Below are 13982 nucleotides of genomic sequence, written 5' to 3' on the forward strand. Positions count from 1 at the left end.
AGCGGGGTTTTTATTTTAACAGCAACATTTTCTTTACTGATGAGTATCCTTCGGTTTGCATTCTGCAAAAATATATACCTGACGGGGTATTAATTGCATTCCATGAGTAAGCGTACTTACCGCGGGTTAACTCTTTATTTATTAATACTGAAACTTCTCTTCCGAGAATATCATATACTGCAAGTTTCACAAAGCTAAGTTCAGGAAGGTCAAATTCAATTTTTGTTACCGGGTTGAAGGGATTTGGATAATTCTGATAAAGCATATACTCTGTCGGCACTAAAGTTCCTGTCAGACTTGTTATGGCATTATTCAAATTAATATTGACCGTAACATTTTGGTGCTGCGTTAAAGAGACATAAATGCTGTCGTTTTTATATCCGAGCTTGTCAAAATATATTTTATAATTTCCTGATGAAAGCTGATTTAATGTATAAGTTCCCTGAACAGTTGAATAATCCATTTTGGAAAAACTATTATTCAGTTTTGCAGCAATCGTAACATCCGGAACGGGGTTAGACAAAAATGTATAAAAAACATTTCCAGTTATAGACGCCGAACCTTCAGTTGCTACAATACGGTGCGCATCTATGTTTATGTTCTCCAGATTTGTTGTCGGATATAAAAGAACGGCTTGCATCCACATTATAGATGACGGATAGTAAGTCGGAATAAAATCATGTACCAATTCCGAATTCGGATACGCTACGATATACGAACTGTCAGCCCGCACATTTGCCAAAAAATATGAGCCGTCACTGCTGATATTACTTGAATCGAATAAAGTTGTTATTCCTGAATTATAATCAAAATTGAGTGCTTTAACATGTCCGGATGTAACAGGTTTACCGTTATCTTTATAAAAAACTTTTCCCGATATTGATATGCTTTCAGCATCTGTTACATTTTCATTTTTCATCACTAAGCCATTATCGCCATAAATCATGCAAGCTCTCCAATTTAAAATCTCGATATCGGAGATATTACTGGCAGAATAAAACATCTGCTGAACCCAGCTTTCACCACCTGTTTTTGTATAATAAAATCTTCCATTATTACCCGCACAATACCCTGTCTGTGCATTTACAAATACTATTTTATTGAGCTTAATATTCGGAGTGTTGTTATTATCTACAATTTTTTTATTCCAGCTTAAACCTCCATTTGTTGTTTTATATATAGTTCCGGAATCCGATGCAATGAATCCGATATTTTCATTCAGAAAGTTTATATCATAAAAATTTCGTCCGTTATCCATGGGAAAGCTAACCCAATTATTACCGTTATTGCTGGATTTATAAAATAAATCCGAAACACCCGCAATAAGATTATTATTAATATATTTGAATATTCCATTCACTTGTGACGCGCTTTTATCAAACCATATGCGTCCGCCGTCGGTAGTGGTTTTTAGTTGTCCTCCTTCTGCGCAAATTATACCAGATAATTCATTTAGAAAATTAATACTATGGATGTTATTATTCCTCGACTGGAATATCAACCGGGACTTTGTCCATGTGCTGCCGAGATCGTTGCTGTAAATATATACTCCTGAATCACCTGCGATATGAATATGATTTCCTTTGATAACAATTGAAGACAGATTTGCCTTAGTGTTCAGATTTATTTTGTTCCAGGTCGTTCCGCCGTCAATAGTTTTCATCAACAAACCTTTATTGCCAACCGCAAAGCTTGTGTTGACATTCACCGATTTGCCTGCTTTAATATTGTTTCTGATTCCGGGTAGCAATGGCTGGAATGCCCCCGATTGAGGTATGAATGAATATAAACTGTTTCCTGCAAGTATAAGCTTATCATTTATAAATTCACCATCAACAAAACTTGCTTCATACTCATTTTCCACAAGGACAGAAGTCCAACTTGTACCGTTGTCAATTGACTTATAAATTACATTATTGAAAAATAAAAACAGCATATCACCATAAGCTCTTATTTTCGATGAAATGTTTGAAGTAAAGCTGAGCTCTTTGCTTGCCCAGTTATGTCCGAAGTTTGAGGATACATAACAATTATTATTGCTAACCGCATATAAATTATCACCGTTATAATATATGCTTGTTAATCCTCCCGGAGCATTTTTAAGCTTAGACCATGTGTTACCGCTATTAGTTGTCTTGAGGACTCCTGATTGAGTATTAATAAAGCCGGTCGCATTATCTGCAAAAATTATCTCGCTGTTGTAATTGAAATCATACCGCTCAGGGTAAGTATTCCATGACTGGCATCTATCGTTTGTTTTTAAAATTGAACCTGAAGAAGATAAAATAAATCCTGTCCAGCTATTTATAAACTTCATTCCTAAATAATTCTGGCTTTTTAAATTATTGCTAAATGTTTTCCAGTTTTGCCCGAGATTGTCTGAAAGCAATATTGAACCTATATTGTTTGAACTGTAGGTAACTGCGACTATCAAATTTGAGTCTATAAAAGAAACATCTTTAATTGCAGACTCAATTTTCACTAAGCTTTTTTTCCAGGTTAAACCTCCATCAGTAGTTAAAAGGACAGTTCCGCCGGAACTTCCGGCGACACCTTTCATGCCATCGAAAAAATTTAGATTACAATAAACGTTAGACTCGGGTTTGGGATTTAACCACTGCCAGCCGGATTGCGAAAAGGCAAAATTTGAAAAGATAAGAAGTAAAACTGCGCTCGATAATATTCTATTCGGTTTCATTCTCCAATTTGTTTATAGTTTAACAAATGGCGGGTTTTAATTTACCGATAAACTTTTTTCTAATGTTTTTTTAAGAGACTTCTTCTTAAAATCTTTTATTGTTGATGAAGTATTCCAATATTTTTCGAATACGAACTTCATGTTATTTGCAAAATCTTTACTGCGGATTATAATGTCGGCTTCGTTATGTTTCGGCACTGTTTTGTCGTTGATGTTCATGAAAACTATTTCATCATCGAAAACAGTAACATTAGGCACCTGTTCCTCACTCAGGCGAATCTGCTCACCGTAGCCCTCAAATTTTTCTACGGTGCTGATTAAATCTTCAAGAGTTCCGTTTCCCCACGAATTTCCTTTCTTAACTCTGAAGTTTAAGCTTGTTTCATAAACGGATTTAATCACTCCTCCGTTTTTGAAAAACTTTCTGGCTGTTTCATCTATTTCATCGGAAACATAATGCTCCAGCCTGACCATAAATAAAATCTCCTTCTTGGCATTTTTTAGCAACTCAATAAATTTTGCCTCCCGATGCTGATTGTAACCGCGGATTAGCTCCACGTTTACAATCTTGCTTTTCTCGGATTCCTTAGTCTTATGCAGGGGTTTTAAGGATTTAAATGTATCCTTTAGATTATCAAGCTCTTTCTGGCGGGATAAGAGAATGTTTTTTTCTATTTTGTCGAGAATTATGTCAGGGTCAATCATTTCATACTTCGTGACGGAATTGGTTTCGATTTCGTTTACATAACCTTTATCAACAAATGACTTTAAAATATTGTAAACATCTGTTCTTCTGATTCCGGCATCGTCAGCAATTTCCGAAGCACTTAAAAGATTACCCTTGAGAACGGCAAGAAATACACGAGATTCATATTCGGTGAATCCTAACAACCTCAGTTTAAGAATTATGTCGTTTGGCTTTATCTCCAAAATTGTATTAGGTTGAATCTAAGACAATATTTATTATTTTATTTTAAATGTCAAGAGTCAATTTCGGGGTAAAAACAAAAAAAGCCACTGCGAAGATGGCTTTTGAATTAAGAAAATTATAATCTTAAAAAGTTTATTACTTTTTAATACCTCTATGTATATAGGTTTGAAGTCCAAATAAAGATTGGTCTACAGCATAAAGTAATTGTGGGTTTATATATTTTACATAAGATATATCTAAGTGAAGATGATGAAGTTCTTTGCTCCATTTTATATTATTCCAGTTATACAAAAGACAGTTATTTTCAGATGAGGTTCCAAAAGTTGTAAAATTATCTAACGAAGTTGCATCAGGTGTATGATAAAAATTAAAATTATTAGATTTAAAAAGTTCAACAAAAGAACCGTTTTCATATCTATAAATTTGATTTTGTAGAGCACCCACTAATAGACCATTTAGTATAATTAATTTTTCATTGGATGAAGTGTAGGTATAAAATAATTCTTTATTCCAATTTTTATCTAAAAATTTATATAGGCGATATTTAACGTCTGTGAATACAATAAAATCTTCAGAAAAGTAATATGGAAGCCCATTATATAGATAAAATTTAAGTGCAGATGTATTTGGATCATTTCTATCAAAAGATTCTAAATTTTTATTTATCAAATTAATTTTTAAAATTTTTGTTGTAGTAATAACCCATAAGTAGTTATTTTCAATTACTGAATTTTGTGTAAACTCACCAGGGTAATTTTTAAAATCAGAGATATTTAATTCTTCATAAGTAAAACCATTCCATTTATATATAGACACATAAAAATTACCATTTATCACTTTATTACCCGAAAAATAAATATCAGAATTACTGTTACCTGAAATAGTGACAGGGATAAAGTTGGTTATAGTTATTATTTCTTGAAATCCATCATAATTTACTTTTAAAATATTACCCTCTCCAATATTTACAAGATACATAACGTTTGTATCTACTGCGAAAATTTTATTTATTGTTGAGAACCCACTATTTTTAATCTCGTAAGTCTTCCAATTATACCTTGCCGAATCAAAGCCTAACACATTATTGGGATTGTTTGGACTTTCGGAGCAAGAATAGAAAGAGAATAAACAAACAATTAAAATAAATAAATTATAAAGAAATTTTTTCATTTTCGGCAGGATATATTTTATTATCCTTTCGCTAACTAAAATTCTCAAACAAAGTTTCCAAAATCAATGTTTAAAGTATTTCAATTAAGGGTATTATATCCTTTTTATTGAATTTTTTTTGCGGGTTTATTGTAATATATTATTAAATAGTTATAAAAGCTTAAATTAAACAATAATTTAATTATACCTTTATGAGCACGGAACCAAAGAAAAGCACTTCCAAAAAAGAGTGGATGATGGATGCGGAGAAAGTGAAAACTTCAGGAATGAAGTTCACTTCTCTAAGCGGTAAAGAACTTGATATATGCTATACACCTGAAGATATAAAAGAGCTTAATTATTATAAGGAAGTCGGATATCCGGGCGAATATCCTTACACAAGAGGCATTCACCACAATATGTACCGCGGGAAAATATGGACAATGCGACAGTTCGCGGGATTTGGAACTCCAGAGGATACAAATCAGCGTTTCAAATATTTATTAGAGCACGGGCAGACAGGTCTCTCGACTGCATTCGATATGCCAACCCTAATGGGCTGGGATGCAGATGCACCACTTTCAGAAGGTGAAGTCGGAATCTGCGGTGTATCTATTTCATCTCTTCAAGATATGGAGCTTTTGTTCAGTGGAATTCCGCTCGATAAAGTCTCTACTTCGATGACAATCAACTCCCCTGCTTTTGTAGTTTTTGCATATTACTTAGCAGTTGCAGAAAAACAGGGAGTGCCTTTCAATAAGCTTCGTGGAACATTACAGAATGATATTTTAAAAGAATACATTGCGCAAAAAGAATTTATTTATCCTCCGAAGGAGTCGATGAGAATTATAACCGACATGATTGAGTTCTGCACAAACGAAGTTCCGCAGTTCAATCCTGTCAGCGTAAGCGGATATCATATTCGTGAAGCAGGTTCGACTGCTGCGCAGGAGCTTGCATTCACTCTTGCAGATGGTTTTGCTTATGTTGAAGATTGTATTAAACGAGGAATGGACGTCGATTCGTTTGCTCCGAGAATTTCTCACTTCTTTAATGCTCATTTAGATTTCTTTGAAGAGATTGCAAAGTATAGAGCTGCAAGAAGAATTTATGCAAAGAGAATGAAGAACAAATACGGCGCGAAAAACCCTAAGAGCTGGACATTGAGATTCCACACACAGACCGCAGGATGCTCATTGACAGCACAACAGCCGGAAAATAATATTGTTAGAACAGCCATCGAAGCACTTGCAGCGGTTCTTGGCGGAACACAAAGCTTGCATACGAACTCAATGGATGAAACTCTTGCATTGCCATCGGACAAAGCTGTTAAAATTGCTTTAAGAACTCAGCAGATTTTGGCTTATGAACACGGAGTTATCAACGTAGCCGACCCGCTTGGCGGAAGCTATTATGTTGAGAAGCTTACCGATGACATGGAAGCCGAAGCAGAGAGATATTTTGAGATGATTGATTCACAAGGCGGAGTTGTGGCTTGTATCGAGAACGGTTTCTTCCAGAGAGAGATTGCAGATTCAGCTTATAAGTATCAGCAGGAACTTGACAGAAAAGAAAAAATAGTTGTTGGTGTAAATGATTTTGTTGAAGAAGAAGAAAAAATTGATATTCCGATTTTATTGATTTCAAAAGAAGTTGAAGAGAAACAAGTAAAGAGATTGAAAGAAATGAAAGCTTCAAGAAATCAGGATGATGTTAAAAATGCGCTTAAAGAATTACGCAAAGCTGCAGAAGACGGAACGAATTTGATGCCGAGAGCTCTTGAATGCGCGAGGAAATATGTAACGCTTGGAGAAATGTGCAACGAACTGAAAGTTCCGTTTGGAGTTTATGAGGAACAAGCAGTTTTTTAAACGTAAAATGTAAAACGTAAAATGTAAAATAAAAGGACGAGGCAATCGTCCTTTTTTGTTTATAGTCGACATTAAACAAATGTTCAGAGATAAAAATATTATAGTACTTATAATATTAACCTGCGCAAGTCAGGTTTTATATTTAGCATCTGAGTTTTATTTTACAAACGGTCAGCTTGGATTTCCGCTCGATGACTCTTGGATTCATTTACAGTTCGTAAAAACTTTCCATCAGGGGTATTTCTTTCAATATAATATCGGCGATCCAACCGCAGGCACGACTTCCCCGTTATGGGTTGTGCTTATAAGCGGGTTATTCTTTATCATTCCCAATTTAATCTTTAATGCAATCTTTCTTTCGTTTATTTCATTTTTATTTGTTGTTGTCTACTCATATAAGCTATTCCAATTTTCATTTAATACACTTCAATTTGAAAATGCAAAGTTCCTGATTTTTGTTTCCTCGCTGTTGGTTGTCTTTTCAGGAAGATTAAACTGGGCAGCGCTATCGGGAATGGAAACAAATTTATTCTGTTTGTTTTGCCTGACGGCGGTTTATTATTTCTTGACAAAACCCGACAACAAAATTTTAATTTTTGTTTTGCTGGGACTTGCTTCAGCAACAAGACCTGAAGGCTATTTGCTGTCTTTGATAATGCTGAGTTACATATTATTTAAAGAAAGGAAGATTTCTGCTAATCTCCTCATCGGTATATTTTTGTTTTTAATAATTTCTGCACCATATCTTTTATTTTCTTATTTAATCAGAGGAAATATTTTACCGAATACATTCGAAGGGCATGGAGGAGGAAGAAGTTATTTACCGAATTTAAATTATTTGAGGATTGTTGGGGTTTATTTCTTCCGGGATAATGCAGTGCTTGGAGTCTTATGGCTTGCCGGACTTATTGTTTACATCATTAACTTTAAAAAATTCAGGGAAAAGCTGGGAGATTTAAATTTAATTTTCATCTGGGTATATTTGCTGCCTCTGGTCTATTCTATTGCAATCCCAAATCACAGACATCATCTAAGATATTTAATTCCTCTTATACCTTTTTTTACTTTAATAGGAATAATAACATTAAATTTTTTAGCCGTCTCGATTAAGCAGAATAAATTCACTTCATTCTTAAAATCAAAAACGATTTATTATATTATATTATTTTTCAGTCTGCCTTACTATTTTGTATATATGGCTTATATCGGTCTTAACACACAAAACATTAACGACCAGCAGGTAAAACTTGCAATGTGGGTTAAGGAAAATGTTCCGGAAAACGAAGCAATTGCGATAAATGACATAGGAGCAATAAAATATTTTAACGGAAATAAAATTATCGATATGGAAGGACTTGTGAATTCGGATATTTTAAGATTCAGGAAGTATGATATTAATACGCGGTTAGATTCAACAATTAACCTGCTTAAAAAAAATAACGTTTCTCATTTGGTTATTTATGATGAATGGTATCCTGATTTTATCAATAAGTATAAAGATAAATTGACATTTATAACTTCGGCAAAACTTGAGCGAAATACGATTTGCGGAGGAGATGAAATGAAAGTGTACAAGATTACATATTAATTGATTAAAACTATTTAATGAAATTAATAAAACTGATTCAGTTATGCAGACCGAAGCAATGGGTTAAAAACCTTTTTTGTTTTGCAGCTATTCTTTTTGCACTTCAGCTTACAAATAAATATCTCCTATCATTAAATATTCTCGCATTCGCTGCATTTTGTTTCATTTCGAGTATTGTTTACATAATAAATGACATTGCAGACATTGAAGCGGATAAAGTTCATAAACGAAAAAGATTCCGTCCGCTCGCAGCCGGCGACGTTACTAAAAAAGAGGCAATAATACTCGCTGTTGTTTTATTTATTATAACTGTTGGTATCTGTTTATTTTTAAATGACCGCTTTAAAATCGTAATACTTCTTTATCTTATTACTAATTTGATTTATACATTTAAGATAAAAAACATAGTATTACTTGATGTGTTTTTTATTTCATTCGGATTTATACTCCGTGTAGTCGGGGGCGCAGTTGCAATTGATGTTTCAGTCTCAAGCTGGATGCTTTTAACTACTATTTTCATTTCACTTTTTCTTGCAATCTCAAAACGAAGAGCAGAGCTTTCACAGACACATGATATTGAACGCATCGGCAAACAGAGAAAAGTACTTCACCATTATTCAATTGCATTCACAGACCAGCTTAATACCATTGCTGCTACCGGAACCATAATTGCATATGCCTTATATACTGTTGCAGGGACAACTATTAATACTTTCAATACAGATAAGCTGATATATACGACACCATTTGTTATTTACGGCATTTTCCGTTACATGTACCTGATTCACAAAAAGAATCTGGGAGAAAGCCCTACTCAAATTGTAACAAAAGACCCTCCAATCATCATTAACTCAATACTCTGGCTTATAATATCGTTTTTGATAATTTATAAATCGAGGATAGGTTTTTAAGTCATCAAAAATCCGACTTATAAATATGAATTTATTTTATTGTTCGTTACGATAAGCTGGGGGCTGTCATTTCCTTTATCAAAATTCGTTTTCGAAGGTTATTCACCTCAATTTTCCGTAGTCATAAGATTTCTAATCACAATAGTTTTATTTGTGGTTTTTTGTTTTAATAAACTTAAAACAATTCAAAAGCGTGATTACTATTACGGATTAATCTTATCTTCATTTTTATATATTGGATTTATAACTCAGACTGTCGGACTTGTTTATACATCAGCTTCTACTTCTGCATTTATTACCGGTGCATATATTGTTCTGCTTCCGTTTGCTCAATATTTTATTGTAAGAAAGTTACCAACAAAGATTAATATTCTTGCGATACTTATTGTAACTGCCGGCATGGCGCTTTTAACAGGTGTGCACGAACTAAGAGGTAACATAGGCGATTTGCTCACGATTATCTGCGCAGCAGCTTTTGCAATGCATATAGTTTTTATTGATTTATATACAAACGAGAAAAAAGCTGATTTTCACTCTCTTGTATTCGGACAGTTTACCGGAGCGGCAGTATTATGTTTGATTTCAACATTTATATTTGAATGGTCGCCTGATAAGTTTTTATTTCAACCGACGTTTTCATCAACAATATCGTTACTGATTAATTCAATATTCTCAACATTTATGGGAATATTTTTAATCAACAAATATCAGAAATATACAACCCCTGTGAGAGCGGGATTGATATACAGCATGGAACAGGTTTTCGCTGTAATTTTTTCTTTTATTTTACTAAGCGAATCGTTAAGTTTTATACAGATTATCGGTGCATGCATTATGCTAACAGGATTTATTCTGACGGAATTAATAAAACCCAAAAATGAAGCGATACGCAATAACGGTTAAAGGATTAGTGCAGGGAGTTGGCTTCAGATATTTTACTTTGAAAAAAGCCGTAAGTTACGGATTGAAAGGTTATGTCAGGAATCTGCACAACGGAAACGTCGAAATCGAAGTTGAGGGAGATGAAGGTTTAATAAACGATTTTATGAAAGATTTGAAAATAGGTCCGAGAAGCTCAAAGGTGGCGGATTTGGTTGTCCTGGAGCTTGAGTTGACCGGAAAATATGAAGAATTTGAAATCAAATAGGGATTATTTTTTCCTTTTTGAAATGCTGTTCATCGGCTATTTTACATAAACTTTAAAAGGAGACGGAACAAAATACTTAGGTTACGATTTTAAACTAAAAATTATCTATGCGACTCCAAAGAATATTTTTAACGCTTGTTTTATGCAGTTTTTTTTCACCCGCTTTTTCCCAATCAGATAAAATCTATAATTTCCTGAATCTTGGTGTTGATGCACGGTCATCCGCCCTTGCAAACAGCTTTGTCTCAGCGCAAGATGACGTAAATTCGATTTTTTATAATCCTGCAGGACTAAGCACCATTACAACTTCTCAGGCATCAGTAGGATTTTTCAAATATCTGCTCGACATAAATTCCGGCAATGCCGCATACGGACAACAATACAAAGACATCGGATACGTCGGTGTTGGCGTGCGATATGTTAATTACGGAAACTTTAAAAAGTTCGATGAGCAATCAAATGAAGTAGGAACATTTGGAGCAAATGACCTTGCACTCTCTTTAGGTTTTGCAAAAAACTTTACCGAGAAATTAAGTTATGGAGTAAATCTAAAATTTATTTATTCGAACATAGATGAGTTTAGCTCAACCGCAATTGCAACAGATTTAGGAATGCTTTATAACTCACCGCTGGATAAATTAAGCGCAGGAATCAGCATAATGAATCTCGGAACGCAGCTCAGTAAATATGCATCTACAAAAGAAGATTTGCCTTTGAATCTTACAGTCGGAGCGTCAAAAGCTCTTGATTACCTTCCTTTAACAGTAAGTGTTGCATTCGTAAATCTTACAGAAGAACAGGATAATTTTTTTGACAGGTTCAAAAACTTCGCTGTTGGGGGTGAATTTGTTTTAAATGATTATGTTAATTTAAGGGTAGGTTACAGCAATCAGCAGCGGCAGGATTTAAAAACCGGAAGCGGTATAGGTCTTGCAGGTTTTTCAGCAGGTTTAGGAATAAAAGTTAACAGATACCGTCTTGATTATGGATTTAACTCGATGGGTAATATCGGCTCAACACACAGAATTAACGTTAACTTCGATTTATAATTAAAATAAGTTTATCTTAACTCCGTCAGTTCTGATTTTTCTTGTCAGCTTTTCAATTTCGAGAAGAGTTTTATTTATGTTATCATAAAACTTTTCATCATAAATAAATTTTCCCATTCCGCTCTTTTGATCTTTTACATCTGTAACGATAACGTTCAAATTATTTATTAAGCTGTCAACTTTTGCTGTAAGCGTTTCAATATTCTGGAAGGTTTGTTTGAATTCAGGACTGCTCTCATCGATTAATGTATTAACGTTGTCAATTGTATTGCCGACTTTTCCCTGAAGATTGCTTAATGAAACACGGTTTTCGTTAACAAGAACATTTAAATCTACCGAGGTTTTTTCAAAATTACGTAAAGTCGTTTTTAAACTTCCTTCTACATTTTCATCAGAAACAAGACTGTTGACATTAGTAAGTACCTGGTTAATTTTATCCGAGTTTTCCCCAAACTTAGCCACAAGCGCACGAACTTCATCCATTAAATCATTAACCTGCCTGAACATCATTCCGACATCGGCATTTCTTCCGCCTTTTAACGGCTGATTATAATCAATTTCAACAGTTCCTTTGCCGGGGTCAATGTTAACGGCTTTTCCTCCCATTAGCTCAAGAACCGCTATTTCTATGCTATAGTCGTTTGTTATTTTTATATCTTCCGCAACACTGAAATTTATTTCAACTGAATCTCCGCGTACTTCGATGGAATTAACCTTTCCCATTTTTACGCCTTTAACGGTAACAGGGTCGCCGTTATTCAGACCTGAAACATTTTGAAAGTAAACTTTCATGTGGCGCATGTCTTTTTCTTCAATAAATCCCTTCGTCCAGAACACAACGAACAAAACAAGAATAATTGCTACCAGAACAAATATACCAACCTTAAATTCAGAGAACTTAGTTTTTGTCATTATATCGATTTTGTAATTTCAAGAACCTCATATTTAACTGTTCCGGCAGGAACTTCCACAATAACAACATCGCCGACTTTTTTATTCAATAAAGATTTTCCAACAGGAGAAGTGACGGATATTTTATCCATTTCGAAATCAGCTTCCTCGGGTGAGACTAATGTATAGGTAATTTCTTCCTTTATACTCATATCTTTTATGGTAACACAAGATAATATTCTCACTTCATCGGCCGTTATATCCTCCGGATTTAAAATCGTAACTCTTGATAGAAGATTTTCAAGCTTTGCAATTTTCAACTCAAGATGTCCCTGCGCTTCTTTTGCTGCATCATATTCAGCATTTTCACTGAGGTCACCCTGTGCGCGTGCTTCAGCAATACGTTCAGCAATTGATTTGCGGTGGTTTGTTTTTAAATCAATAAGTTCGTTTTCAATTTCTGTTAATCTCTGTCTTGTGAGATAAACTGCACCTGTATTTTGTTCCATAATTTTTACTTATTTACCAATATTAAATGACCTAACTTATCTCTCTTTGTTGCGAGATAGTTTTCGTTTTCAGGATTTGACGGCATTTCAATCGGAACACGTTCGATTATTTCAAGTCCGTATCCTTTTAAGCCGACAACTTTTTTAGGATTATTTGTTAATAATTTTATTTTTCTTACACCCAAGTCTCTAAGTATCTGCGCACCAATTCCATAATCTCTCAAGTCTGCCTTAAAGCCAAGTTCAAGGTTTGCCTCAACGGTGTCTTTTCCTTTTTCCTGAAGCTCATAAGCTTTCAGCTTGTTAAGCAAGCCTATTCCTCTGCCTTCCTGTCTCATGTAAAGCACAACGCCCGTTCCTTCTTTTTCAATCATTCGCATTGACTGCGCAAGCTGGTCTCTGCAATCGCATTTGAGCGAACCAAATATATCTCCTGTTAAGCATTCAGAATGAACGCGTGTAAGTACAGACTCATTAGGATTTATCTTACCTTTTACAAGAGCAATATGTTCCTTTGAATCAACTTCGCTCTTGTACATATGAATTTTGAAATCACCGAATCTGGTCGGCAATCGTGTTTCAACTATCTTATGAACAAGATTTTCTCTTTGTAAGCGGTACTCGATTAAATCTTTAATGCTTATTAATTTTATCTTTAACTTCTTTGCGAGCTTCAAAAGTTCCGGCAAGCGAGCCATTTCACCATTATCTTTCATTACTTCACAAAGAACTCCCGCAGGATAATGTCCTGCAAACTTTGCAAGGTCAACAACTGCTTCGGTATGACCTGCGCGTCTTAATACTCCGCCCGGAGTTGACTTCAATGGGAATATATGTCCAGGTCTTCCCAAATCAGAAGGTTTTGTATCCGGATCAATTAAAGCTTTAATTGTTTTATCCCTGTCAGCAGCAGAAATACCAGTTGTCGTCCCGAATTTATAATCCACACTCACGGTAAATGCTGTTTCGTGAAGAGCTGTATTTACACTCGTCATCATATCAAGATCAAGTTCTTTCAAGCGCTCTTCTTCCATCGGAACGCACATTAAACCGCCTGCATTTTTGCGGACAAAGTTCACAAGCTCGGGAGTGCATTTTTCTGCTGAAAAAATCATGTCCCCTTCATTCTCACGGTCTTCATCATCGACAACGATTACAACCTTTCCGGCTTTATAATCTTTTATTGCCGATTCAATTGAATCCAATTTAATATTTTCCCTTTTCGTTTTCATATCAAA

General features: G+C 34.6%; 12 protein-coding genes. 6 read left to right on the forward strand and 6 right to left on the reverse strand.

The annotated features are described in order from the left end of the window. Positions 1 to 10: 10 nt before the first annotated feature. From VHP32_10275 to VHP32_10285, 3 genes are all read right to left on the reverse strand, one after another. Positions 11 to 2698 carry a YCF48-related protein gene (locus VHP32_10275; GenBank protein ID HEX2788283.1) on the reverse strand — a complete coding sequence of 896 codons (2688 nt, stop codon included), beginning with the start codon at positions 2696 to 2698 and terminating at the stop codon, positions 11 to 13. Between the two features lie 36 nt (positions 2699 to 2734). Continuing rightward, positions 2735 to 3628 carry a helix-turn-helix domain-containing protein gene (locus VHP32_10280; GenBank protein ID HEX2788284.1) on the reverse strand — a complete coding sequence of 298 codons (894 nt, stop codon included), beginning with the start codon at positions 3626 to 3628 and terminating at the stop codon, positions 2735 to 2737. A 136-nt stretch (positions 3629 to 3764) separates the two neighbouring features. Further along, on the reverse strand, positions 3765 to 4799 hold the full coding sequence (locus tag VHP32_10285) for a hypothetical protein (GenBank protein HEX2788285.1): 1035 nt from the start codon (positions 4797 to 4799) through the stop codon (positions 3765 to 3767). 191 nt (positions 4800 to 4990) lie between these two features. On the opposite strand from VHP32_10285, the gene VHP32_10290 reads away from it, so the two are divergent. From VHP32_10290 to porQ, 6 genes are all read left to right on the forward strand, one after another. Beyond that, positions 4991 to 6649 carry a methylmalonyl-CoA mutase family protein gene (locus tag VHP32_10290; GenBank protein ID HEX2788286.1) on the forward strand — a complete coding sequence of 553 codons (1659 nt, stop codon included), beginning with the start codon at positions 4991 to 4993 and terminating at the stop codon, positions 6647 to 6649. 79 nt (positions 6650 to 6728) lie between these two features. Further along, positions 6729 to 8237, forward strand: coding sequence for a hypothetical protein (locus VHP32_10295; GenBank protein HEX2788287.1), 1509 nt, complete (start codon positions 6729 to 6731; stop codon positions 8235 to 8237). Between the two features lie 17 nt (positions 8238 to 8254). Next, positions 8255 to 9148 carry a decaprenyl-phosphate phosphoribosyltransferase gene (locus tag VHP32_10300; GenBank protein HEX2788288.1) on the forward strand — a complete coding sequence of 298 codons (894 nt, stop codon included), beginning with the start codon at positions 8255 to 8257 and terminating at the stop codon, positions 9146 to 9148. Between the two features lie 39 nt (positions 9149 to 9187). Then, the gene (locus VHP32_10305; protein HEX2788289.1) at positions 9188 to 10051 is read left to right on the forward strand and encodes a DMT family transporter; all 864 of its coding nucleotides are present in this window, start codon (positions 9188 to 9190) and stop codon (positions 10049 to 10051) included. After that, the gene (locus VHP32_10310; GenBank protein HEX2788290.1) at positions 10026 to 10295 is read left to right on the forward strand and encodes an acylphosphatase; all 270 of its coding nucleotides are present in this window, start codon (positions 10026 to 10028) and stop codon (positions 10293 to 10295) included. The genes VHP32_10305 and VHP32_10310 overlap by 26 nt, the downstream gene beginning before the upstream one ends. Before the next feature lie 107 nt (positions 10296 to 10402). Continuing rightward, a complete protein-coding gene (gene porQ / locus VHP32_10315) occupies positions 10403 to 11344 on the forward strand; it encodes a type IX secretion system protein PorQ (GenBank protein ID HEX2788291.1) in 942 nt (313 codons plus the stop codon). On the opposite strand, the gene VHP32_10320 is transcribed toward porQ, so the two are convergent. Genes VHP32_10320 through VHP32_10330 form a run of 3 tightly spaced genes read right to left on the reverse strand, consistent with a single transcriptional unit; the run spans position 11345 to position 13976 of the window. Further along, positions 11345 to 12256 (reverse strand): MlaD family protein, encoded by a 912-nt coding sequence (locus VHP32_10320; protein HEX2788292.1) that lies wholly within the window; start codon positions 12254 to 12256, stop codon positions 11345 to 11347. Next, positions 12256 to 12744, reverse strand: a complete 489-nt coding sequence (gene greA / locus VHP32_10325) for a transcription elongation factor GreA (GenBank protein HEX2788293.1) — start codon at positions 12742 to 12744, stop codon at positions 12256 to 12258. The genes VHP32_10320 and greA overlap by 1 nt, the downstream gene beginning before the upstream one ends. 5 nt (positions 12745 to 12749) lie before the next feature. Continuing rightward, on the reverse strand, positions 12750 to 13976 hold the full coding sequence (locus tag VHP32_10330; GenBank protein HEX2788294.1) for a bifunctional 3,4-dihydroxy-2-butanone-4-phosphate synthase/GTP cyclohydrolase II: 1227 nt from the start codon (positions 13974 to 13976) through the stop codon (positions 12750 to 12752). Between the last annotated feature and the right edge of the window lie 6 nt (positions 13977 to 13982).

This window comes from Ignavibacteria bacterium (assembly GCA_036262055.1).
Lineage (GTDB): Bacteria > Bacteroidota > Ignavibacteria > Tepidaquicellales > Tepidaquicellaceae > DATAJP01.